Source organism: Desulfovibrio porci, from assembly GCF_009696265.1.
GTDB classification, from domain to species: Bacteria; Desulfobacterota; Desulfovibrionia; order Desulfovibrionales; family Desulfovibrionaceae; genus Desulfovibrio; species Desulfovibrio porci.
This window is the reverse complement of sequence record NZ_VUMH01000014.1, coordinates 25,776-48,597: the sequence shown is the minus strand read 5'-3', so window position 1 is coordinate 48,597 and position 22,822 is coordinate 25,776. Positions and strand designations below refer to the sequence as shown.

At 64.6% G+C, this 22,822-nt stretch carries 20 protein-coding genes; 9 read left to right on the top strand and 11 right to left on the bottom strand.

Annotated features, from left to right (window positions below):
• Window positions 1-9 precede the first annotated feature (9 nt).
• A complete protein-coding gene (locus FYJ44_RS12295) occupies window positions 10-1,059 on the bottom strand; it encodes a flagellar biosynthesis protein FlhF (protein WP_154512574.1) in 1,050 nt (349 codons plus the stop codon).
• Between the two features lie 540 nt (window positions 1,060-1,599).
• On the opposite strand from FYJ44_RS12295, the gene FYJ44_RS12290 reads away from it, so the two are divergent.
• A complete protein-coding gene (locus FYJ44_RS12290; RefSeq protein ID WP_229772691.1) occupies window positions 1,600-1,887 on the top strand; it encodes a flagellar motor protein MotB in 288 nt (95 codons plus the stop codon).
• Between the two features lie 72 nt (window positions 1,888-1,959).
• On the opposite strand, the gene FYJ44_RS12285 is transcribed toward FYJ44_RS12290, so the two are convergent.
• Window positions 1,960-2,520 (bottom strand): hypothetical protein, encoded by a 561-nt coding sequence (locus tag FYJ44_RS12285; RefSeq protein WP_154512572.1) that lies wholly within the window; start codon window positions 2,518-2,520, stop codon window positions 1,960-1,962.
• 147 nt (window positions 2,521-2,667) lie between these two features.
• On the opposite strand from FYJ44_RS12285, the gene mtnA reads away from it, so the two are divergent.
• From mtnA to FYJ44_RS12270, 3 genes are read left to right on the top strand one after another with little or no spacing between them, the layout of a single operon-like run.
• Window positions 2,668-3,711, top strand: a complete 1,044-nt coding sequence (gene mtnA, locus FYJ44_RS12280) for an S-methyl-5-thioribose-1-phosphate isomerase (protein ID WP_154512570.1) — start codon at window positions 2,668-2,670, stop codon at window positions 3,709-3,711.
• Window positions 3,711-5,630 carry a TIGR04326 family surface carbohydrate biosynthesis protein gene (locus tag FYJ44_RS12275; RefSeq protein ID WP_154512568.1) on the top strand — a complete coding sequence of 640 codons (1,920 nt, stop codon included), beginning with the start codon at window positions 3,711-3,713 and terminating at the stop codon, window positions 5,628-5,630. Before mtnA ends, FYJ44_RS12275 begins: the two co-directional genes overlap by 1 nt.
• A gap of 7 nt (window positions 5,631-5,637) precedes the next feature.
• Window positions 5,638-6,057 carry a C-GCAxxG-C-C family protein gene (locus FYJ44_RS12270; protein WP_154512566.1) on the top strand — a complete coding sequence of 140 codons (420 nt, stop codon included), beginning with the start codon at window positions 5,638-5,640 and terminating at the stop codon, window positions 6,055-6,057.
• A 280-nt stretch (window positions 6,058-6,337) separates the two neighbouring features.
• Here FYJ44_RS12270 and FYJ44_RS12265 read toward each other — a convergent pair whose 3' ends face one another.
• The 3 genes from FYJ44_RS12265 to flhB all read right to left on the bottom strand — a co-directional run bounded on the left by FYJ44_RS12265 (window position 6,338) and on the right by flhB (window position 10,433).
• Window positions 6,338-7,060, bottom strand: a complete 723-nt coding sequence (locus FYJ44_RS12265) for a tellurite resistance TerB family protein (RefSeq protein ID WP_154512564.1) — start codon at window positions 7,058-7,060, stop codon at window positions 6,338-6,340.
• A gap of 131 nt (window positions 7,061-7,191) precedes the next feature.
• On the bottom strand, window positions 7,192-9,300 hold the full coding sequence (gene flhA / locus FYJ44_RS12260) for a flagellar biosynthesis protein FlhA (protein ID WP_154512562.1): 2,109 nt from the start codon (window positions 9,298-9,300) through the stop codon (window positions 7,192-7,194).
• 53 nt (window positions 9,301-9,353) lie between these two features.
• Window positions 9,354-10,433 carry a flagellar biosynthesis protein FlhB gene (gene flhB, locus FYJ44_RS12255; RefSeq protein WP_154512560.1) on the bottom strand — a complete coding sequence of 360 codons (1,080 nt, stop codon included), beginning with the start codon at window positions 10,431-10,433 and terminating at the stop codon, window positions 9,354-9,356.
• A gap of 217 nt (window positions 10,434-10,650) precedes the next feature.
• On the opposite strand from flhB, the gene FYJ44_RS12250 reads away from it, so the two are divergent.
• Both FYJ44_RS12250 and FYJ44_RS12245 read left to right on the top strand, forming a co-directional pair.
• Complete coding sequence (locus tag FYJ44_RS12250; protein WP_288230913.1) at window positions 10,651-11,907, top strand: MFS transporter; 1,257 nt, start codon at window positions 10,651-10,653, stop codon at window positions 11,905-11,907.
• 232 nt (window positions 11,908-12,139) lie between these two features.
• Window positions 12,140-12,931: a hypothetical protein gene (locus FYJ44_RS12245; protein ID WP_154512558.1), complete on the top strand. Its 792-nt coding sequence runs from the start codon at window positions 12,140-12,142 to the stop codon at window positions 12,929-12,931.
• 6 nt (window positions 12,932-12,937) lie between these two features.
• Here FYJ44_RS12245 and FYJ44_RS12240 read toward each other — a convergent pair whose 3' ends face one another.
• From FYJ44_RS12240 to FYJ44_RS12220, 5 genes are read right to left on the bottom strand one after another with little or no spacing between them, the layout of a single operon-like run.
• Window positions 12,938-13,732 (bottom strand): prephenate dehydrogenase/arogenate dehydrogenase family protein, encoded by a 795-nt coding sequence (locus tag FYJ44_RS12240; protein ID WP_154512556.1) that lies wholly within the window; start codon window positions 13,730-13,732, stop codon window positions 12,938-12,940.
• Window positions 13,729-15,165: a 3-phosphoshikimate 1-carboxyvinyltransferase gene (locus FYJ44_RS12235; RefSeq protein ID WP_154512554.1), complete on the bottom strand. Its 1,437-nt coding sequence runs from the start codon at window positions 15,163-15,165 to the stop codon at window positions 13,729-13,731. Before FYJ44_RS12235 ends, FYJ44_RS12240 begins: the two co-directional genes overlap by 4 nt.
• 4 nt (window positions 15,166-15,169) lie before the next feature.
• The gene (gene pheA, locus FYJ44_RS12230; protein ID WP_154512552.1) at window positions 15,170-16,408 is read right to left on the bottom strand and encodes a prephenate dehydratase; all 1,239 of its coding nucleotides are present in this window, start codon (window positions 16,406-16,408) and stop codon (window positions 15,170-15,172) included.
• A 4-nt stretch (window positions 16,409-16,412) separates the two neighbouring features.
• Entirely contained in the window at window positions 16,413-17,396 is a 984-nt protein-coding gene (locus tag FYJ44_RS12225) for a 3-dehydroquinate synthase II family protein (RefSeq protein WP_154512550.1), read from the bottom strand.
• Between the two features lie 5 nt (window positions 17,397-17,401).
• Window positions 17,402-18,199: a 2-amino-3,7-dideoxy-D-threo-hept-6-ulosonate synthase gene (locus FYJ44_RS12220; RefSeq protein WP_154512548.1), complete on the bottom strand. Its 798-nt coding sequence runs from the start codon at window positions 18,197-18,199 to the stop codon at window positions 17,402-17,404.
• Between the two features lie 549 nt (window positions 18,200-18,748).
• On the opposite strand from FYJ44_RS12220, the gene cuyA reads away from it, so the two are divergent.
• From cuyA to FYJ44_RS12205, 3 genes are all read left to right on the top strand, one after another.
• The gene (gene cuyA / locus FYJ44_RS12215; protein WP_154512546.1) at window positions 18,749-19,756 is read left to right on the top strand and encodes a D-cysteate sulfo-lyase; all 1,008 of its coding nucleotides are present in this window, start codon (window positions 18,749-18,751) and stop codon (window positions 19,754-19,756) included.
• Between the two features lie 96 nt (window positions 19,757-19,852).
• Window positions 19,853-21,253, top strand: coding sequence for a Na+/H+ antiporter NhaC family protein (locus FYJ44_RS12210; RefSeq protein ID WP_154512544.1), 1,401 nt, complete (start codon window positions 19,853-19,855; stop codon window positions 21,251-21,253).
• A 130-nt stretch (window positions 21,254-21,383) separates the two neighbouring features.
• Window positions 21,384-22,043, top strand: coding sequence for a GntR family transcriptional regulator (locus FYJ44_RS12205; protein ID WP_154512542.1), 660 nt, complete (start codon window positions 21,384-21,386; stop codon window positions 22,041-22,043).
• A 12-nt stretch (window positions 22,044-22,055) separates the two neighbouring features.
• Here FYJ44_RS12205 and FYJ44_RS12200 read toward each other — a convergent pair whose 3' ends face one another.
• Window positions 22,056-22,811 carry a class I SAM-dependent methyltransferase gene (locus FYJ44_RS12200; RefSeq protein WP_154512540.1) on the bottom strand — a complete coding sequence of 252 codons (756 nt, stop codon included), beginning with the start codon at window positions 22,809-22,811 and terminating at the stop codon, window positions 22,056-22,058.
• Window positions 22,812-22,822: the final 11 nt, after the last annotated feature.

Below are 22,822 nucleotides of genomic sequence, written 5' to 3'. Positions count from 1 at the left end.
CTGGCGCGTTCAGGCCGCCTGGCCGGGAATTTGACGTTTGAAGATCAGCCGCCAGATCAGTGGTTCCGTGGCCGGGGCGAGGCTTTCCTTGAGTTCTGCGCCGAAAGACAGCGCCGAAACCGGCAGCCCGGCCGCGCAGGCCACGTTGACGATGCTGCCGAAACTCACGGCCTCGTCCAGTTTGGTCCAGACCAGACTGCCCGGCCCTTCACTCTGATAGCGCTGTAAAAATTCCTGCGTCTGGAGGGCATTGCAGAAGGGCGAAAGCACCAGATGGGTGGCGGCCTCTTCCATGTCCGGCTGGTCCAGCCCCATCTCCGTCCGCCATTGGGCGAGATTCTGCCCGCGCGCCAGGCCCGGCACGTCCACGAACACGGCGCGCGCGTCTTTGACGGCTGCCAGAGCATGTTCCATACCGGCCTTGTCGGGCGCTTCCAGGTAGGTGAAATTGGAAAGCTCGGCCCAGTGACGCAGGGTCAGGCGGCCGTTGCCGCGCAGACAATCGGCGTTGATGAAGGCGATGCGTGCCTCCGGCTCGCTTTTGCGCAGATACAGGGCGAAGCGCAACGCCGTGGTGGTTTTGCCGAAGCCGAAGGGCCCCACCAGCAGGTGCACGCGCTGGACCCATTGCGCCGGGCCCCAGGCCTTGACCGGCACCATGCCGCAAAGGCATTCCAGCACCGACGCGCCGGGCTCGGCCAACAGACGCTTGTACAGATCCACAGCCACGGCGTCGGAAACGCCCTCACGCTGCAAATATTCCAGAGCCACGCGCTGCCGGGGGGTGAGGCGTTCCAGCTGGATGGCGGGCTTCATCAGAGCGAAAAGCTGATCCTTGATCTGCATCCACTCCTTGTGCCATTCGCCCCAGCCGCTGGGCGCGCCCGAGGCCGCCTCACCGGGGCTCTGCCGCTCGAGTCCGGCGGTGATTTCATGCTGGACCACGCCGTTTTTGCGGTAGGTGCGGTTGCCCAGAATGACGGCATCAGGCCCCATTTCAGCCTTGACCCGGGCAAGAACCTCTTGCGATGTGGCGCCGGTGAATGTCTTTACCTGCATGGTCCGTTCCTTTGCCTCGCGGCGTATGCGCCGCCGGTTGTCGCCTGTACATGCCGTCCGCCATGTCGCTTGTCTGACGGCGAAAAAGAGAATGCAAAATAAGGGCCAAAAAGGAAACACCCCTCTCTGAGAGAAGACGCTCCCCTTTTTGGCTCCGAAATGTTGTTCTTCGCTTTAAACGCGGCATCTGGGCAGCGCCGGAACCGCATCCGTTCAGGCGGCGGGTTCCTCCCTGCGGAGACGACGCAAAGGTCGTCCCCACGCGCATGGGGCCGCGCCCAAAGAACAGCCCTTCGACTGAAAATCCGGTCCGCTGACGGATTTTCAGGGCTACGTCCGTATTGGGCAGGTGTTCGTCCCGTTCACCTGCCCGGAATTTGGGATTAAAAAACAGAATTTCAGAAAAAATAGGGACAAATCTTACTTTCTGGTCAATATTTCGGTTAACTTGCCTGCGATTTTAATCTGGCCAGAGATTACGAGCGATAAAGGTTCATGCTTTGCAAGCCGACTTTACCCGTCCCGCCCGGGGAAAGCAATGTGCGCTTCCATCATGCGGTCGGAACAAACAATATACGGGCGGCACGATCCGTAACCGCCAATGTCTTCCAGATCCGCTGCACGGCCGGGGAAATCGTGCTCTGCTGCGGCCTGAGCCTGCCCGAAAACCTGAACAGGCGCGACGCGGCGGGCGGTGCGGACGAACAGCTTCTGGCCGTGGGCCTGGACCGGCGCATTGTGATGAACCCGGTTTCGGTCCGGCGTCTGCTTCTGGCTCTGGACCGGGTACTCAAGGAGCAGGCGGCGCGTTTCGGGAACCAGGGTTAAGGCCCGGTCTCCCCACGCAAAAGGCCGCACCAGATGACGCGGCCTTTTGAAAATCCGTTTCCGGCAGACTGCTTACTTGCCGAGCCGGATGCTCTTCAGCGCGGTTTCCAGCTTGGCGGGCAGCTTGGTGTCGCGCTGCCGCAGCATGGCGCTCACTGCCAGAGTTTTTTTGCCTTTGTAGAAGCCCCAGCTCACATTGCACAGACCCCTGGCCGGGAACAGCGCGGTGATGGCCATGGCCGCGCCCTTGGCCGTGGTCTGGCGCGAGCAGTTCACCTCCGTGGCGCCGCCCTGCTTGAAGCCGCTGATGGCCTGCGCGCAGATTTCCTGAACGCCGGCGTCGTCCAGCTTGACAAAGGCTTCCTGCTCCATTCCGGCTATGGGCTGCTCCATGATGGCGAATTGCGGCACTTCCGGACTCTGGGCCGCCAACAGTATCTTCATGTCTCCGGCCTTTTTTTGAAGCTGGGCCAGGGCTTCCTTGGGGGCGATCTGCCAGTCAGAGGGCAGATCAATGGTCAGTCCCGGCAGTTTGTGCTCCGTAAAACCGTTCGGAGCCGCCAGGGCCGCGCCCGACAGCGCCAGACTCAGGCTCAGGAAACCGGCCAGCAGCAATGTCCATGCGTAACGCATATTTCCTCCTGCGTGGTAAACGGCGCGGGCGGAATGCCGCGACGCAGGGGCACTCTATGCCCGGCGTGCGGCGCTGTCCAGCGGCCCGGTCCGGCGCTTTTTGCCAACAGGCGCATTGTCGTGTATGGCAGAAGGCGAGGAGACGCCATGAACGAGCACATCCGTTTTGACCGCGACGCTCTGGAGCTGCATCTGCTGGATCAGCGCCTGCTGCCCGAAGAAGAGGCGGATTTTGCCTGCCGCACGCCCGGAGAGGTGATTACGGCCCTGCAAACCATGGTGGTGCGCGGCGCGCCCGCCATCGGCGTCACCGCGGCCTGGGGCTGCGCCCTGGCCGCCGCCGCGGGCGATGAAAGCGAGGGCTGGCAAGAGCGCCTGACCGCCGCGCTGGAGGACATTGCGCGGGCCAGGCCCACGGCCGTCAATCTGCGCTGGGCCGTGGATCGTCTGCGCGCCCGCTGGCGCGCCGCCGGGGAGCTGAGCCGTCCCGCCCTGTTGGAGCTTTTTCTGCGCGAGGCCCAGGCCATGCAGGACGAGGATGTGGCCGCCTGCAAGACTCTGGGACGTTTCGGCGCGGACTGCCTGGAGGACGGAGACACGGTGCTCACCCACTGCAATGCCGGGGCTCTGGCCACGGCGGGCTACGGCACGGCCCTGGGGGTGATCCGCGCGGCGGTGGAGCAGGGCAAGCGCATCCAGGTCATTGCCGATGAAACGCGGCCCTTTTTGCAGGGCGCGCGCCTCACGGCCTGGGAACTGCAACGGGACGGCATTCCGGTCAGCGTGGCCTGCGACAACGCCTGCGCCCTGCTGATGCAGAAAGGCCTTGTCCAGCGCGTGGTGGTGGGCGCGGACCGCATCGCGGCCAACGGCGACGCGGCCAACAAAATAGGCACCTTCGGCGTGGCCCTGCTGGCGCGGCATTTCGGCATTCCCTTCTATGTGGCCGCGCCGCTTTCGACCATCGACCCGCAAACCGCCGACGGAGCGGCCATTCCCATTGAGGAGCGCCCCGCCGGGGAGGTGACCCATATCAGCGGGCGGCGCGTGACGCCCGTGGACGTGCCGGTGTACAATTTTGCTTTTGACGTGACCCCGGCGGCATTGATCAGCGGCATCGTCACCGAGGCGGGCGTGCTGCGGCCGTCCTATGGCCCGGCCATCAAGGCCGCTCTGGCGGAGGTCCTCTGATGAAGGAGCTTGTCCTGCTGGTGGAGCCGTTCCGGGAGCCGTGCGCTCCTTCACCGGATCAGGTCATCGCCCACTGGAACGCCTGGGAGGTGCCGGAAGGCCGGATTTCCCTGCCCGAGCGCCTGTATGCCGATCTCGTCGCCATCCGCGCCGAGCACATGGCCTGGGCCTATGATCTGGGCCGCCTGCCCGTGGGCCGCAAGGAAATGCAGGCCAGACTCAAGGCCGGAGCAAGTCTGTCTATGTGGTGGTGCTCCCTGCTCTACGAGCGCCACCCCAAGATGACGCCCAACCTCTACACCATCTACAAATTGCGCGCCCTGGAACGCCTCATGGACGAGCAGGGCTTCACGGCCCTGCGTCTCTGCGGCGGCGACGGCGCCCTGCGTCACACCCTGGCGGATTTTTGCGCCGTTTCGGGCCGTCTGTTTGTGGAATTCCACGAGCCGGGGCTGCGCCTCAGGCGCGCGCAAAGCCCGTTGCGGCGGCTGTATGACGCCTGCCCCGCGCCCCTGCGCGCCGCCGCCCGCTATGCGCACTGGTGGTGGACCGTCCGACGCAAGCTGCCCCGCGCCCGCAAGGGGGCGGACAGCCTGCCCGCGCCCGCCACAGGGCGGCAGGCCGCCACCATTGCCACCTATTTTCCCAACGTGGACATGCACGCCGCCGGTGAGGGCCGTTTCCGCTCCCGCTACTGGGAGAAACTGCACGATGCCTTGGACGGGCAGGCGCAACGCGAGGGCGGGCAGTTTGTGCGTTGGCTGTTCATCCGTTTTCCCGCTCCTCAGCTCAGTTTCGCCCAGTGCCGCAAGTTGCGCGACCGCTTCCGCGAGGACGGCCGGGACGGCCTTTCTTTCCACTATCTGGAAGAATTCCTGCGCCATAGCGATCTCTGGGCGGCCCTTTGGCGGCATCTGCGTCTCTGTTGGAGCAGCCAGCGCCTGGAGAAACACGTGCGCCCGGCCTTTCATTTTGCCGGTTCCCGGCTCAATTTCTGGGACTACGCCAAAGCCGACTGGGCCGAATCCTTCCGGGGCTGGCGCGGCCTGGAGCGTTGCCTGCAGGACCGGGCTTTCCGGCGGTACGCGCGTTGCGCCGGGCCGCAGCGCTGGACGCTTTTCCCGCTGGAAAACTGCCCCTGGGAGCGCATGCTGACCCAGGCCGCGCACGAGGCCCACGGCCCGGAAGGCGGACCGGTGTTCGGCGCGCAGCATTCCACCATCCGCCCCACGGATTTTCGCTATTTTGACGACCCGCGCACCTTCAGCGCGCCGGATTGCGCGCTCTTCCAGCCTGACGCCGTGCGGGGCAACGGTCGCTCCGCCTGCCGCCAGTGGCTGGAGGCGGGCATGCCGCCCGAACGCTTGGGCGAAGTGGAAGCCTTGCGTTACCTTTATCTGGCCGCCGACCCGGCGCGGACTGAAAGTCCGGCCACCACGGCCGCCAAACGCCTGCTGGTCCTGACCAGCTTTTTCAGTGACGAAACCGAGGCCCATCTGGCCCTGCTGGCGCGCGCCGTGCATGCCGGGCTGCTGGAGGGCTGGGAACTGACGGTCAAACCCCACCCCTATCTGCCGGTGGCCGACCGCCTGCGCGCTCTTCTGGGCCGCCGCATGACCGGCGTCCGCTTGGCGGACGGGCCCATTGCCGGGGAACTGCGGCCCGGCGTGCTGGTCTGGGCCTCCAATTCCACCACAGCGGCCCTGGAGGCGGCGCTCAAAGGCCTGCCGGTCATGGTCATGCTGCCCAGCGACGATTTTGACCTCTGTCCCTTGCAGGACGTGCCGGAACTGCCGCGCACCGGCAACCTGGAAGACGTGCGTCTGGCTCTGGCCACGGCCGCCCCGCTCAATCTGCCGCCCGACTATCTGGATCTGGACCCGGCCCTGCCGCGCTGGCGGCGTTTGCTGGGATTGTGAGGCCGTTATGGACGCACAGCGGGAAATCGCCGAACTGGTGCATAGCTGTTACTGGGACAGGGACATCAACTGCGCGCGCACCACGCTGTACTGCATGAGCAGGCTGTTCAACCAGCCGCTGGACCCGCAACTGGACCACGCGGCTATCGGCCTGAACGGAGCCGGGCGCATGGGCTGCCAGTGCGGTCTGCTGGAAGGCGGGCTGCTCTTTCTCGGGATTCGCGCCGCGTCCCTCGGCAGGACGGACAAGGAAATCTGCTCCCTCTGCGGCCGCTATGCCGCCGCCTTCCGGCAGCGTTTCGGCGGCGTGGACTGCCAGACGCTGCGTCCCGGCGGTTTTCAGAAAAGCGATCCCCCGCACCTCTGCGAAAACCTGACCGTGGAGGCAGTGCGCTTGTTACACGCCTTTGTGACTGATTTGCGCTGATCCGGCAGCCGCCCCTCTTTGAAATGATAATATTTCAAAGCAAATCTGTTCTAGAGCAATTTAACTTTAAGTTGCTCACGAAGTCGAGCAAGACAGCAGACTCATCTCTGCTCTCTTCATCCGTAACTCCCTCGCTCGAACGGCTGAAGGCGCCGCGACGCTTATGGGTTAGAACATCGTGTCCCGGTCATGTATAATCTTAAAGTTAATTCGCTCTAAAGATAAAGCCACCCGCGGTACTGCCCCGGGTGGCTTTATCTTTGTGTCTGCGTCTTGGCGCTCAACCGGCGTTGCGCACGGCGGCTTCCGTTTCCTTTTCCAGTTGAGCCCGTTCCTGCGCGTCGATGCCCAGCGCCTGGCCCAGGCCGTCCAAGTAGCTGCGCTCCATGAAGTTGTCCACATTGACCACCGCGCAGGAAAGGCGGTAGAGATCGCGCCCCTCTTCGGGATCGCGCACGCGGGCCGCCAGAGCCGCCGGATCAATGGGGCTGTCCATGAGTCCGTCCAGCAACCGGGACAGGCTCTGGCCGGGAAAAAGCGAGGCCGCCGTGTCCTGGATGCGGGCTTTTTCTTCCTCGTCAATGTGCCCGTCGGCTCGAGCCGCAAAGACCATGGCTTCCAGAAGAAGCAGCGCCGTTTCCTCGGCCGGGGGCAGGGCGGCCTGCGCTTGCGGAGCGGACTCCGCCGCCGGGGCGGTTGACGGAGACGCCGCCATACCGTCCTGCCTGACCTGAGCCCATTTTTTGTAGAAGCTCCAGGCCAGAGCGCCGGCAGCCGCCGTGCCGCCGGCCATGAGAGCGCCCTTGGCGATTTTTTTTGCGCTTTTGCCCGTGAACAGCGCGCCCAGCAGGCCGCCCAGGGCCGCCGAGCCCAGCAGGCCGCCGATGCCGCCCGGGCTGGCCGCTCCGGCATTTTGCAGGGTATTTTTGAGCGTGTCGCCCACGCTGCCGAGTCCGGCTTTAAGGCCGCCGCTACCGTTCAATGCGTCGAGAATATTCTTCATAAGCTCCTCATAGGGGATTTATTATAAGATATAGGCAGCGCGACATGCTTGGCAAGGTCCGGAGCGCCTCGACCCGCCCATCTGCTTTGCGCGGACGGACGGGTCGTATGGGGGTTGACGTTGCGGGGCTTTTATTCCGCGCCCACCGTGCCCACGGCCTGGAGGCGGATATCCGAGGGAATTTCCGCCTGGGAAATCACGGGCACCGTGGGCAGGAAGCGGGTGATCAGCTGCGCCAGATGCGGCCGCACTATGGGGCTGGCCAGGATCACGGGCTGGCCGTCGGTGTTCACGGCGTTTTCCACGGCGGCGTTGATGTTCTGCATCAGGCGCTGGGCCGCCGCCGGGTTGAGCGAGAGGAAGGTGGCACCGTTGTCGGTCTGGCGAATGCCCTCCTGCACCATGCGCTCGGCGTTGCCGTTGAGAGTCAGCACGGGCAGCACGCCCTGACTGTCCAGATAGGGCCGCACAATGGAGCGGGAAAGTTTCTCGCGCACGTATTCGGCCAGCATGTCCGGATTTTTGACGCTGCCGCCAAAGTCGCCCAAAGTTTCCACAATGGTCAGCATGTCGCGGATGCTGACGTTTTCGCGCACCAGAAGCTGCAGCACCTTCTGCACGCCGCCCAGCGAGACGGTGCCGGGCACCAGATCCTCCACGGCCTTGGGTGAGTGCTTGGCCACGGTGTCCAGCAGGCCCTGGACGGCCTGACGGTCCAGGAAGTCCGCCAGATGGCGCTTGAACACTTCCGTCAGATGGGTGGCGATGACCGTGGCCGGATCCACCACCGTATAACCGGCCAGCATGGCCTCCTCGCGCTGGCTGTCCGGAATCCAGAGGGCCGGCAGGTTGAAGGCGGGCTCGCGGGTTTCGATGCCGTTGATTCTGGTGGTCACGTTGCCGGGGTCCATGGCCAGGAAGTGGTCCACCAGAATTTCCGCCGAGGCCACCTGATTGCCCTTGATCAGCAGGGAATACTGGCCGGGCTTCAGTTGCAGGTTGTCGCGCAGGTGCAGGGAGGGGATGACCACGCCCATATCCAGGGCGAACTGCCGCCGGATGGAGCGGATGCGCGCCAGCAGGTTGCCGCTCTGTTCCTCGTCCACCAGGGGGATCAGGCCGTAGCCCACTTCCAGTTCCAGGGTGTCCAGGGGCAGCAGGGCCTGCACTTCCTCGGGGGTGTCCGCCGTGGCCGGGGACTTGCCCGCGTTCTTGCCCTTGGCGTTCTTCTTGCCGCCCTTTTCGTCCTCTTCCTCGTTCTTGGCGCTCAGGCGCGACACCAGGAAGAGCAGGATGGAGAGCACCAGGAACGGAACAGCGGGCAGGCCGGGCACCAGGGCGAAGATCAGCAGCACGGCGGAGACCATCTTCAGGGCGTGGCTGTTGAAGGTGAGCTGGGCCAGGAATTCCTCGCCCATCTTGGCTTCCGAGGCCGCGCGCGACACCAGCAGGCCCGTGCCCGTGGAAACGATGATGGACGGAATGGTGGACACCAGACCGTCGCCGATGGTCAGCAGGGAATAGGTGGTCAGGGCGGTGTTCCAGTCCATGTCTTTCTGGACAACGCCGATGATGATGCCGCCGATCAGGTTGACCATGGTGATCATCATGCCGGCGTTCACGTCGCCGGAGACGAACTTGCACGCGCCGTCCATGGCGCCGTAGAAGTCGGCCTCCTTGCGCAGGGCATGGCGGCGCTCGTTGGCTTCTTCCTCGTCGATGAGTCCGGCGTTGAGGTCGGCCTCAATGGCCATCTGCTTGCCGGGCATGGCGTCCAGGGTGAAGCGCGCGGCCACTTCGGCGATGCGCGTGGTGCCCGCGGTGATGACGCTCTTGTTTAGGATGAACATGATCATGAAGATGACGCCGCCCACCACGTAGCTGCCGCCCACCACAAATTCGCCGAACGAGCGGATCACGCTGCCCGCGGCTTCGGCGCCCATGTCGCCGTTGAGCAGGATCAGGCGGGTCGAGGCCACGTTCAGGGCCAGGCGCAGCAGGGTGGTCACCAGCAGCAGGGAGGGAAAGATGGTGAATTCCAGGGGCGAGGTCATGAACATGGTGGTGACCAGCACCAGCAGGGAGATGGAAATGCTCACGCAGAGCATGATGTCCAGAAAAAAGGTGGGCAGAGGCACCAGCATGACGAAGAGGATCACCACCACGCCCGCCGCCAGCATAATTTCGCCGTGTTTGGAGAAACGGCTGTAGTCCATTTGCGGAAGTCCGGTTGTCGCCATTTTTCTGACACCTCATTCTGTGCTGCGGGCGGGGCCGCCCGGGGGAGAAAAGTCTAATTCTGCCGCGCTTTGGGCTTGAGCTTCCAGATGCTGGCCAGCAATGTGGCCACGGCCTTGTACAGCTCTTCAGGAATCATGTCGCCCACTTCCACAGCCTTATACAAAGCGCGTGCCAAGGGCACGTTTTCGCGGATGGGCACGTTGTGTTCGCGAGCCACGGCCTTGATTTTTTCGGCCAGGTGATCCGCGCCCTTGGCCAGCACCACCGGGGCCGAGGCTTCCTGCGCGTTGTAGCGCAGGGCCACGGCGATATGGGTGGGGTTGGTCACCACCACGTCGGCCTTGGGCACGTCCTGCATCATGCGCTTCATGACCACTTCCATCATCTTCTGTTTCTGCTTGGCCTTGATGACCGGATCGCCCTCGGCCTGTTTGCGTTCGTCCTTCACTTCGTCCTTGGTCATCTTCATGCCTTCCTTGTAGGCATAGCGCGACTGCCAGACGTCAAAAGCCGCAATGGCCAGAATGGGCAGCAGGGCATAGTAGGCCAGCTTGAGGCCCATCTGCAGCATGTAGGCGGCCACGCCTTCGGGCGTGGCGTAGTACATGGGAAGAAAATTCTGATATTCCTGATAGATGAGATATCCGGGGATCAGAGAAAGGATGATGGAAAAGAGCAGGCTTTTGATGGTGCGCAGGGCCGTCTGGGGCGAAAACATCATCTGCTTCAGGCCCTTGAGGATGTTGAAGCGTTGCCATTTGAACTTGAAAACCTTGGTGGTCCAGAGCTTGCCCACCTGGAGGCGCTGGGCCAGAAAAGCCAGAAAACCCAGAAAAAGCAAGATCGGCAGGATGAGCAGGCAAAGTTCCAGCGTCAGCTCGATGCTCAGGCTGTAAACATTCTGGGGATTGGGGTCGAACTCCCAGGAATGGCTCAGAAAGCGCCGGAAAAGGTTTTTGATGCCCTCGGACATGGGGCCCAGCCAGAGATGGAGGGCGATGAGTCCGCCCGTGAGGCTCACGGCTTTGCCCAGTTCCTGGGATTTGGGGACGTTGCCCTCCTCACGCTGTTTTTGTTTGCGTTTCGCGGTGGCTTCTTCCGTCCTGCTGGGGTCTTGCTGCTTGCCGAACATAGGGATTTCCCGCGGCGTTTTCCGCTGTTGCGATTTTGGCGATCAGCGGTAAGATAGCAAAAAGCATGCCTCTGCCGGACAAGATAGAACGCGGGAAAGTGCCCCGACATCAGCGTCACCGGCGTGCTGATGGGCAATGAACTTGTTTGTGGGGAGTGCTGAGACGCCGCGCCCGCGGCAGTGATCCGCTACGCCGTTCGCGGCACGGGGAAAAACAGTGTTTTACGGATGGAAGATCAGCCTGCTCGCGCTGGGCGGCAATTTTATGCTCCAGGGCAGCGTGCTCTACTGCATGAACGCCTTTATGGAACCTCTGTGCGCGGCCCACGGCTGGAGCCGGGCGGGAATCAACATCAGCATGGGCATAGCCTCGCTCATGGGGCAGTTCGCCATGCCGCTGGCCGCCGCTGTTTCCACCCGCTGCTCCCTGCGCCGCCTTACGGCCCTGGGGGCGCTGGCGGGCGGCGTCTCCATAGCCCTGATGGGCATGACCGGGGACATCCGGCTGTTCACCCTGCTTTCCATCGTGGCCTGGATTTCCACCCAGATCTGCGGCGGCGTGGTGGGCAACGCCCTGGTCAGCAACTGGTTTTATCACTACCGGGGCCGGGCCTTCGGCCTGGCCAACGCGGGCACTTCGCTTTCAGGCGCGATCCTGCCCTTTGTGAGCCTGGTGCTGATCCGCTATTTTGACGTGAGTACAGCCTATCTGGCCTTGGGCCTGGCGACCTGCGCCCTGGCTCCCCTGGCCTGGTTTCTGGGGCGGGACACGCCCCAGGCCATGGGGCTGCATCCCGACGGGCGGCGGCACGAGCCAAGGCGTTCCTCGCTGCCCCCGGCGGACGTCTCCTTTTCCCACTTGCTGCGTTCGCCCCAAGCTTGGCTTCTGGGACTGGCCTTCGGCCTGGCGCTCATGGTCGCTTCCGCGGTTATGAGCCAGATGAAACCGCGCTTCGCGGATCTGGGTCTGGAGGCCTACCCGGCCATGCTGCTGGCCTGCGCCTCGGCCTTTCTGGCGGCTCTGGCCAAATATGCCTGGGGCTGGGTCTGCGACCGTTTTACTCCGCTTTTCGCCGCGCGCCTGGTCATGCTCTGCAGCGCGGCAAGCCTGGCTCTGGGCTTTCTGCCTTCCGGCATCTGGACCATGACCGCCTTCAGCCTGAGTTTCGGCGGCTGCATCGGCGGCCTGTGGGCCATTCTGCCCGCCGTGGTCTCCTATTACTTCGGCGGCGGCAATTTTCTGCCGTCCTACAAGTTCATTTCCATTTTCATCATTCTGCGTAGCGCGGGTTTTCCCATCATGGGGCTTTCACACGACCTGACCGGCAGTTATGCCGCCTCGGACGTGATCTTCGGCGTGAGCCTGCTGGCCTCGCTGGGCCTGATGCTGCTGCTGCGCGAGAGCGGGGCCGTGGAAAGCGCCGTGCGCAGGCATGCGGCGGCACACGCGACGGAAGCGGCGCGGCCGCGATAAGACGCGCCGGTCCGCCGTTTTCCGGAAATGTAACGTGCCGGAACGCCCCGGCTGGACCCGGAAACCGCAACAACGTATGTTCTCTCCAGAAAACCGGCGGCATAGCCGTCGGTACAAATTTTCACGTCCTCATACGGCTCTTGGCGGGAACCCTCCAGCTTCAAAACTTCCTGGAGGGCGAATGGGCGGATCTCCAACGTATCAATGTTGTTTCAAACAAAAAGGAAGATCTATGCGCGGTTTGACGGGCCTGTGTCTTGTGTGCTTTCTGCTTCTCCCCGCACCGGGCGGAGCGGAAGAAATGTTGTCCGTGGGCGCGTGGTGGTGTCTGCCATTGAGTCAAGAAGCTGTGGACTGCAGGCGCTATACGCCGGGCGACGCGCCCGGAAGAGGTGAAAACGTGGTGGCGGTCGGCAAGCTTGTCGCCGACGTTTCGGGCCTTGTGACGGCCTCCGGGCCATTGCGCCTGCATACCCGCTATACGAGCGTCATAGTCCGGCACGGCCTTACAAGCGAGAACGGGCGCCCCCGCCTGCGTTTCGCCCTGCCGGGGACGCCCGAGGGCAGGGAGCAGGCCTTTATCGTCGAATCCGAGGAATCCGCCTATATCATGCGTTCCGGAGGCAGCACCTCACCTTTCTATATGCGGATGCCCGGCCTGGACGCCGCGCTGGATGCGGCCGTGCGCGCCGCGCCCTTCGCCTTGTCGCGTTGTGAGATCATCAGGGGCGTGGACGGCGTTCCCCTTTTGCGGCATGACCCGCGAGCCCGCACGCTGACCGCTCTGGACCCGCGCCTGATTGAATACGGCAACGATGCCCCCATGCAAATCAGGGAAGTCAAGGAGCAATGGACGGAAAAAGGAAAGGGCACGGCCATTACCTTGCGGGGGCAGAAATTCACCCTGGTGGTGGAACCGGATGGGGAGATGTTGCGGTTGTACGACAACTCTTCCTGGGAAGAGCCCCGGCGGCGGCTTCTGGAGTTGCCGCTGGACGCGGCGAGCATGGCCTTTTTCCGCTGACGCGGCTCAGCTTCCGCCGCCCGCGCCGTCCTCCCACCACCACTGGGCGCGGCGGCAGAGCAGGTCGATATCGCCGGCGGCGGCCAGGTTGAGCATCTGGCGGTACTGGCGCACGGCTTCGTGGCTGTGGGGATTGGCCTCGAACAGGCCGGAGAAGAGCCGGGCGTCCTCGGTGAGCATTTTGCGCGCCGCGTTTTGGCGGCGGCGGAACGAGGGCGTGAGAAAGGGCAGCAGGTCCTCCTGCCCGGCCAGCAGGGCGAAGTAGGCCAGATTGGTGATGAAGTTCATGTTCTGAATGCGGGCCATGGCCTGGTCGTGCTTTTCCGCCGTGGTGCGGAAAGTGCGGCAGCCCAGGGCGCTGAAAAAGCCCTCGGCCATGGCCAGATGCCCTTCCGTGGCGTTGTGGCCGGGGACAACGGCCACCGGCTGGTCCGCCTCCGGGTCGGGCCTGGGGCCGAACAGGGGGTGGGTGCCCACCACCGGGCCGGGCCAGAGTTTTTCCATCTGGCGCAGCGGCCGCTCCTTGACGGAAGTGATGTCGGCCAGCACCGCCGTGGGCGGCAGATGCGGTTCCACCAGCCGCACCACCTCTTCAAACACGGCGGCGGGCACGCAGATCAGGGCCAGGTCGGCATCGGCGCAGGCCGCGGCCAGCGTTTCCGGGGCCAGGGGCTGGTCCGCTCCGGCCACCGTCAGGCCGACGGCGGCCGCTCTGGCGCAAAGCATGGCCCCCATGCGCCCGCCCGCGCCGATCAGCGCGGTTTTGGCGGGCGTGCGGGGGCGGGTTTGGGCGGCGCTCATTGCAATCGGCTCCAGACATTCCAGAATTGCGGAAAGGATTTGCGCACCACCGTCGGATCGTCCAGTCGGGTTTCCATGCGCAGGCCGGGTTCCTGCAGGGCCAGCAGGGCCAGGGACATGGCCATGCGGTGGTCGTTGTGCGCGCAGAGGTTCAGTCCCTCGGGCAGGCGCGGCGCGTTCTGTCTGCCGCAGCCGCGTCCGGCCAGGCCGCTGACCAGCATGCCGTCCGAAAGCTGGTCCACGGTGACGCCGGTTTTGGCCAGTTCTTCGGCCGGGGCGCTGATCCGGTCCGATTCCTTGACGCGCAGATGGGCCACGTTGCTGATGCGGGTAGAACCCTGGGCAAAGGCGGCCAGCACCGCCACCGTGGGCACCAGGTCCGGGCAGGAGCCCATGTCCAGGGCCACGCCGTGCAGGGCCGAGGGGTACGCCGTGACGGCTTCGGTTTCAACCTCCAGACGCGCGCCCATTTTGCGGAGAATGTCCAGCATGGCCCGGTCCCCTTGGAGGGAGTCGGCCCGCAGGCCTTCCACGCGCACAGGCCGACGGCCCAGCGCCCCGGCGGCCAGAAAATAGGACGCGCCGGACCAGTCGCCTTCCACAGTATAGTCGCCGCTCCGGTATGCGCCGGGCTGCACCCGGACGCGCAGGCAGCTGGGGCGGGCTTCGTCCAGGCCGCGCCAGGCCCCTTCCGGCAGGGCCTGCCAGGGGGCTTCCTCATTCTTGCGCGTCTCCACGCTGAAGCTGATGCCGAAGTCCGTGAGGCATTGCAGGGTCAGGCCCACATAGGGCCAGGACACGGCCTTGCGCCCGGCCAGCTCCAGGCGGAGCGGCGCGGGGCAGAGCGGCGCGGCCAGCAGCAGGCCGGAAAAATACTGGCTGGAAACGTCCATACCCAGCCGGAGCACGCCGCCTTCTCCGGCCAGAGCCGGATTCAGGCCGTGGGCCTGGAGCAGCAGGGGCGGACAGCCGGGCGTGCCTTCAAAGACCACGCCCGCGCCCAGCGCGGTCAGGGCGTCGGTGAGCTCGCCGATGGGGCGCTCGTGCATGCGTTGCGCGCCGTGGATGCGGAACAGCCCCTCCCCGGCGGCCAGCACGGCCGTGAGCAGGCGGCAGGTGGTGCCGGACTCGCGCACGTCGCAGGACAGGGGCCGTCCCTCCTGTCCGCCGCGCGGCGCGCCGCCGAGGCCGTGGACCCGCCAGCCGCCGCTGCCGCTGTCCGCCCCGTCGCCGGAGGCTTCGAGCGGTTCCAGGCGCGCGCCCGCGCCCGCGAGGATGGTTCTGGTGCATTCCAGGTCCGCGCTTTCCAGGGTGTGGCGCACCGTGGATGCGCCTCCGGCCAGGGCCGCGCCGATGAGGTAGCGGTGGGACAGGGATTTGGAAGCCGGGGCTGTGACCGTAACGACCGAAGTGTGTTCTGTGTTCTGAAGCATGGTCTTAGATCCCTTGTTCGTCGGAGGCGTCGTCCCCGCTGAGGCTCATGCGGTCCAGCTGCGGGCCGGTGGGATAGCTGCCCAGGATGCGGAAACTGGTGCAGGCGTTGCGCAGGCGTTCCAGCAGGGCCGCGTGGCGCGGGTCTTCCAGATCGCTTTCCACGTCCGCGAAGAAGACGTATTTCCAGCACTGGCCGCGCAGGGGGCGGGATTCCAGCTTGCGCATGTTGATCTCGTGCCCGGCCAGCAGGTCCAGCACCGTGGAAAGGGAACCGGCTTTGTCCGGCAGGGTGAAGAGCAGGGATGTCTTGTCCGCGCCGTTGCACCCGCCGGGCGTGGGCCGGGGCTCAGCGCCCTGGGGGACCTGGGCCGATTTGGGGCCGATGATCACAAAGCGCGTCCAGTTGCCGGGTTCATCCTCAATGCGCCGGGCCAGCACGCCCAGGCCGAGCATGTCGGCCAGCTTGCCGTGGCCGATGGCCGCCGCATCCGGCTGGTTGGCGGCGCGTTGGGCCGCCGCCGCCGTGGACTCTACGGGAATCAGGGCCGCTCCCGGCAGATGCGCGCGCAGCCAGCCGCCGCATTGGGCCAGGGGCTGCGGGTGGGAGTAAACCGTGCGCACGGCGGCCAGAGTCGGGGCGTTGCTCAGCAGGCAGTGCGAAATGCGCGAAAAGAGCTCGGCCTGAATAAAGACCTCGTGCTTGAGAAAGAGATCGAAACTCACGCCCACCGTGCCTTGGAGGGAATTTTCCAGAGGCACCACGCCCAGTTCGCACTGGCCGGAACAGACCTCTTCGAAAATCTGGGCGATGTCTCCGCAGGGGTGGAAGCTGGCCGCATGGCCGAGATACTCCACGCCCGCGAAGTAGGAGAAGGTGCCTTCCGGCCCGAGATAGGCCACATTCTGCGGCCGTTGCAGGGCGCGCGAGGAGGAGAATATCTCGCGCCAGATGGCCCTGAGATGCTCTTCCGGCAGGGGACCGGGATTTTTGGCGGCCAGGCCGTCCAGCACTTCGCGCTCACGCATGGGCTTGAAGATGATGCCCGGTTCCGTGGCCTTGATCCGGCCCACTTCCACGCTCAGCTCCGCGCGGCGGTTGAAGAGGCGGAGCAGTTCCTGATCCACCGTGTCGATTTCCTTGCGGATGGCGGCCAGACGCTGTGAGCCGTCCGCGCCGTTCCCCGTATCCGGGCCGTCCTGTCTGTCCCGGCCCTGGGGCCAGTGTGCCCTGGCGTCGTCCATGCTCCTAGACCTCCCGGATTTCTTCGCGCACGCGCATGCCGAAATGGCGGCCCGCCTCGTCGATGCGGCAGAGCACCGTATCGCCGGGCTTGAGGCCCACCACGCTCAGCGGCGTGCCGTCCGGACCCGTAAGCCGGATGGTTTCGGCGTTCTGGAGGAAGACCGTGCCCGTTTTGGGGCCGTCTTCGCAGTCCACTTGGGCCTCGATCAGCAGCATGGGCCGCACTTCGATCTTGACCCGGCCCAGAGTGGCCACGCCGGTTTCGCCGTCCGCGCCCACGATGAGCACCTCCTGCCCGGCGCGCAGTTCGCCCAGATAGGTGGTCTTGTCGTGGGGCAGGCGCGTGTAGGCGTGCACGGCCCCGGCGTTGACCCGGAAGGGCCGCGCGGCCACGTATTCATTGTGTTCGGTTTCGGCGTGGACCAGGAAGGTGAAGGCGCTGGAATTGCCCACCAGCATGCCCTGGCCCCTGCGCAGCAGGGAGAGGGTGTCCGCGCAGACCCGGTGCCCCAGGCCCACGGGCTCCACGCGGGTGATCACGCCGGGGAGCAGATGCTCACGGCCCTGGGAGAGCTTGCACTGGGCCACGATGGCCTTGAGTTCGCCCACGGCTTCAGGCAGGACCACGATGCCGTCCACGCCGCGCTCCAGAATTCCGGCGGCCAGGCGGGCTTCGTCCAGATTTCCGGCCTCGGCCAGCACAGCGTCACTCTGGGCCAGCAGGTTCTCCACCGGGATGACCTCCCAGCCGCGCGCCAGCGCCACCCGTTCACCGTTCTTGAGGCGGGCCAGCACGGCTTCCTCGTCGGCCTTGGCCGTGAGCGCCGCCACGGCCACGTCCTCGTCGGCCCAGACCGGACAGCGCGAGAGTCCGGCCACCTGCTCCACCCGCGCACGCGGCACGATCACGCCGTCCACGCCGGATTCCAGAGCCAAGGTGACCTGCCCCTTGTCAAAGGGGACGCAACGGAAATAGATGCGGGACATACGCCTTATTCTCCCACGATCAGCATGGCCTGATCCACGGAAGCGTCTTCGTGCACGATGGCGCGCAGGGCCTTGACCAGAGCGACGCGGTTGGGGTGCTGGAAGACGTTGCGGCCCACGGAAATGCCCGCGCCGCCCGCCTTGAGGGAGTCGTAGACCATTTCCAGAATCTGGCGGGTGGACTCCATGCGCTCGCCGCCGGCAATGACCACGGGCACGCAGCAGGCCGACACCACGTCGGAGAAGCTTTCAATGTCGCCGGTGTAGGGCACCTTGACGATGTCCGCGCCCAGTTCCACGCCCACGCGGGCGCAATGGGCCACCACGGCGGGGTCGTAGCCGTTCTTCACCTGCGGGCCGCGCGCGTAGACCATGGCCAGCAGGGGCATGTGCCAGTTGTCGCAGGCTTCGGCCACCCGGCCCAGGTCGGTGAGCATCAGGCGTTCGTTGGGATCGCCCAGGTTGATGTGCACGGAAACGCAGTCCGCGCCGTGTTTGATGCCTTCTTCCACCGTGCCCACCAGGGTTTTGGTGTTGCCGCAGGGCGAGAGGGCCGTGGAGGCGGAAAGATGGACGATAAGGCCCACGTCCTTGCCCGCGTTGCGGTGGGAGCAACGCACCAGGCCCTTGTGCATGAGCACCGCGTCCGCGCCGCCCTCGGCCATGTCGTTGACGGTTTCGCGCATGTCCACCAGACCCTCCACAGCGCCGAGGGTGACGCCGTGGTCCATGGGCACGATGATGGTGCGGCCGTTTTCACGATTGATGATGCGCTCCAGACGGACTTTTTTGCCGAGGTACATGGGGAACTCCTTTCTTGTTGCGTGTCAGCTTTTTTGCAGACAACCCGCATGCGGCCGAAATAAAAAAGGGCCGCCGGCGGTTTGCCTGCGGCCCTTGAACTTGCGGACAACGGACGTCAGCGAAGTTCCCGACCACAGGCTTCGGTAAAGTACGCAAAAAAATACCAGCTGAAGCCGGCGGCGTACGAGGAAGCGGTGGCGGGAACAAACTGGGACATGACGTTATTACTCCGTGTTGGAATGTGAGTAGCCCCAGGCCCGGCGGATGTCAATAAAAAAGTACGGGAATTTTTTCACCGCGCGAGGCTTGCGGAAAAAAGTTCGCCGCAAAGATTCCGGTCCGCTTTGCCGGGAAAAGGCGCGGCCGTCTTTTCCACGGGTCCGGGCGACCTTCCGGGAGCCGGGTTGCCGGAAAAATCGGGATTTTTTTATTGACAGCTTTTGAGCTATTTGTCACAAGTGAATCACAACATAATGTCAACATTCAACATATAACAAATTAACGGGCCGCTTTCCTTATATCCGGCCAAATCCATCAAAGGAGTCGCCATGAATCTTGCCTGTTTTCCCCGTCGCGGCTATGTGCAGGAAGCCACGCCGCTGGAATTTCTGCCCGCCTTCAGCAAGGCCCTGGACAACAAGGTCAACATCTGGATCAAACGGGACGACCTGCTGCCCGGCGCGGGCGGCGGCAACAAGACCCGCAAGCTGGACTTCTCCATTGCCGACGCCCTGGCCCAGGGAGCGGACACCATCATCACCTGCGGGGCCGTGCAGTCCAACCATTGCCGCCTGACGCTTTCCTGGGCGGTCAAGGAAGGCCTGGAATGCCACCTGGTGCTTGAGGAGCGCGTGCCCGGCAGCTACAAGCCGGAGGCTTCGGGCAATAACTTCCTGTATCAGCTGCTCGGGGTGAGCTCCATCAGCGTGGTGCCCGGCGGCAGCGACATGGCCGCCGAGATGGAAAAAAAGGCCGAGATGCTGCGGCGGGAGGGCCGCAAGCCGTACATCGTGCCCGGCGGAGCCTCCAATCCAGTGGGCGCGCTGGGCTATGTGCAGTGCGCGCAGGAGCTCATGCAGCAGATGTTCGCGCAAGGGCTCAATTTCGACCACATCATTGTACCCAGCGGCAGCGCGGGAACCCATGCGGGCTTTCTGCTGGGTCTGCTGGGCTGCCATATGGACATTCCGGTCACGGGCATCGGCGTGAACCGCAAAAAGCCCGTGCAGGAAGAGGCGGTTTACAGTCTGATGCGCAAAACCGCCGAGTATATGGGCGTGGCCATGGATATTCCGCGTGAGGCCGTGCTGGCCTATGACGATTACGTGGGCCCCGGCTATTCCCTGCCCACCGACGCCATGGTGGAGGCGGTCAAACTGCTGGCCCGCACCGAAAGCATTCTCTTGGACCCGGTGTATTCGGGCAAGGCCATGTCCGGCCTGATAGACCTGGTGCGCAAGGACCATTTCAAAAAGGGCGCGAACCTGCTCTTCCTGCACACCGGCGGTTCCCCGGCCCTCTATGCCTATCTGGATTCCTTCCGGCAGGCGTCATAATCCCCGGCCGCGCGCCCGGCTCCTTGCGGAACCGGGCGCGCGGCGCATCTCCCGCAGTTTTCCGGCCTGACCGGGAAAAACAAAAGGAAAAGGACCATGCAGGAAAAAATATTGCGGATGTATGGCGGCATGCTGGGCGGGCTCGTGCCCCTGGGCGTTCTGGTTATCGGTCTGATCTGGCTCTCCGTGGCCGAGCGCGGCGGCACCAAACCCTTCTGGGCCTGCGCCTGGCTGGCCCTGACCATCGGGCTCTTCTTCGCCCGGGACAAAGCGGAATACTGTAAGGCCGCCATGCGCGGCATCGGGGACAAGACGGGTATCGTCATCGTCACGGCCTGGCTGTTCGCCGGGGTTTTCGGCAAGCTCATGGCCGCCGGCGGGCTGGTCAACGGTCTGCTGTGGCTGGGCATGACCACCGGGGCGCAGGGCGCTGTCTTCACCCTGCTGGTCTTTCTGGCGGCCATGCTCTTCGCGCTGGGCACGGGAACCAGTACGGGCACCTGCATCGCCCTGACGCCGGTGCTCTATCCGGCGGGATATTTTCTGGGGGCGGACCCGGCCATGCTCGGCCTGGCCATTCTGTCCGGCGCGGCCTTCGGGGACAACCTTGCCCCGGTGTCGGACACGACCATCGTCTCGGCCTACACCCAGGGCGCGAGCATGCGCGAGGTGGTGCGCAGCCGCTTCCCGCTGGCCATAAGCGCAGCCGCCATCGCGGGCGCCGCCTTTCTTTTTCTGGGCGGCGGCGGGGAGGTGCGCGTGCTGCCCGCCATCCAGGCCAATCTGAATCCTTCTGGCGTGTTTATGCTGCTGGCCCTGGTGGTGGTCGTGACGGCGGCTCTCTGCGGCAGGCATATCATTGAGGCCCTGATTTACGGCAACGTGACGGCGGCCCTGGTGGGCTTCTGCACCGGCACGCTCAAGCCCGCCGACATCTTCGGCATCCCGGCCAAGGCCGGGGGCTCCACGGGCATCATTCAGTCCGGCATCGACGGCGTGGTGGGGGCCATTATCTTCGCCATCCTGATTCTGGCCGTGACCCAGATACTTGTGGAATGCGGCATTATGGGCAAGATTCTAGAATTCGCCCAGAAAAGCGTGGTGGCCACCGTGCGCCAGGCCGAGCTCTTCATTGTGGGCGTGACCATTCTGGCGTCCATCCCCATCTCGGCCAACGCTCCGGCGGAACTGCTGGTGGGGCCCAGCCTGGTGCGGCCCATGGGCGAGAAATTCCGCCTGGCTGCGGCCCGGCGCGCCAACCTTATGGACTGCGCGGTGTGCACGGTCTTCTTCATTCTGCCCTGGCATATCGCTGTGGCCGCCTGGTACGGTGCGCTCTACAGCGCGGCCGAGAACTACGGCATCGCCGCGCCGCCCATCAGCGCGGCCCTGTACAATCCCTATTCCTGGGCGCTGCTGGCGGTGCTGCTCTTCTCGGTCCTGACCGGCTGGAACCGCCGCTTCGCCGAACCCGGCGAGAGCGGAGAAACAGCCTGAAAACACGGACGGCCCGGCCTCCGGACTTCTCCCTCTTCCGGGGCCGGACCGTCCGCATTCATTTCTGGAATGTTGACATTATCGTGACCTGAGTCTACCTCAAGGGACAAAAAAGAGAGGAGTCTCCCCCTTGTCTCAGGTCAAGACATACAGCGCCCAGGCCATTGCCTACATCAAAGGACGCCTGCTGGACGGCACGCTCACGCCCGGCGACCCCATCCGCGAAACCGAGATCGCCGAACACCTCGGCATCAGCCGGGGACCGGTGCGTGAAGCCCTGCAAAGCCTGCTGCAACAGGGCCTGGTCACGGGCCTGCCGCAGAAGGCCAAGTTCATCCGCCATCTTACGGTGCAGGAAATTGAGGACAGCTACTGTCTGGGCGGCACGCTGGAGGGGGCCTGCATTGTTCAGTCCCTGGAGCGCTGGGACGACAAGGCTTTGGCCGGGGTAGCGGAAATTCTGGCCGAAATGGAGCGCCAGAGCCGCGAAGCCGCCGGTCTGGCCGCGCTGAGCCAGATTGACGAGGCCTTTCACGACGCCCTGCTGGCTCCCTGCCGCAACCGTCTGATGGCGGGCATCGCGCGCAATTCCTGCGCGCACATCTCCAAATTCCTCTACTACAAGTGCTGGGACACGCTTTTTTCGCCGCGTGAATTCTATCAGCGGCACGAAGTCATTTACGACGCCGTGCGCGGGCGCGACGCTCGGCATATCCAGCAGACCCTGCTGGAACATTACGCCGAATCCGGCCGCCGCCTGGGCCTGGTCTGTGGCCGTCGGGAGGAGTGAATCCCCGGCCGTTCAGTTTCTGACGGCCAGCAGCCGGAGCCGCCGGTAATCGGCGATCCACCGCTCTCCGTCCCAGAGGCGCGGCCGCAAGGCGCACACCACCTCGCGAAAGATGTTCATTTGCTCCGTGTGTTCAAAACCGGCCAGATCCTCGGCGAAAAACTGTTCCAGCCAGAGGGCGAGGCCGTTTTCGCCGCCGGACAGGGGCGTGGGGCGGTCGTAGTCCTCAATGTACCGGACTTGGAAGCCCGCTGTTTCCAGCTTTTGGCGGTATGCCGCCGGAGTGGGGAAATAGAAAGGGTCGGCGCGGGTCCGGCCGCGCGTCGCCAGTGCCGAGGCAAAGGCCGCGCACACGGCCGCCACATTGCCCTGGGCGCCGAATTCGCAGACCAGCAGGCCGTCCGGCTTCAGAACCGCATGCAGGGCGCGCAGCAGCGTTTCCTGATCCTGAATCCAGTGAAAGACCGCATTGGAAAAGACCAGATCGAAACGGGCCGTCCAGCCTTGGGCGGCCAGTCCGGCCGCATCCAGAACATGGTATTCCGGACCGGGATACGTTTCGCGCGCCGCCCGGATCATGGCGGCGGACTGGTCCACGCCGACCACCTGCCCCGCTTTCCCGGCCAGGGCGGCGGTCAGCTCGCCGGTGCCGCAGCCGAAATCCAGAATACACTGGGCCGCGTCTTCCGGGACGCAGGCCAGCAGATTTTTGCCGTATTCGGCCACAAAACCGTGGCTTTTGCGGTAAAGAGCGGCGTTCCAATCCATGATTTCCCCGC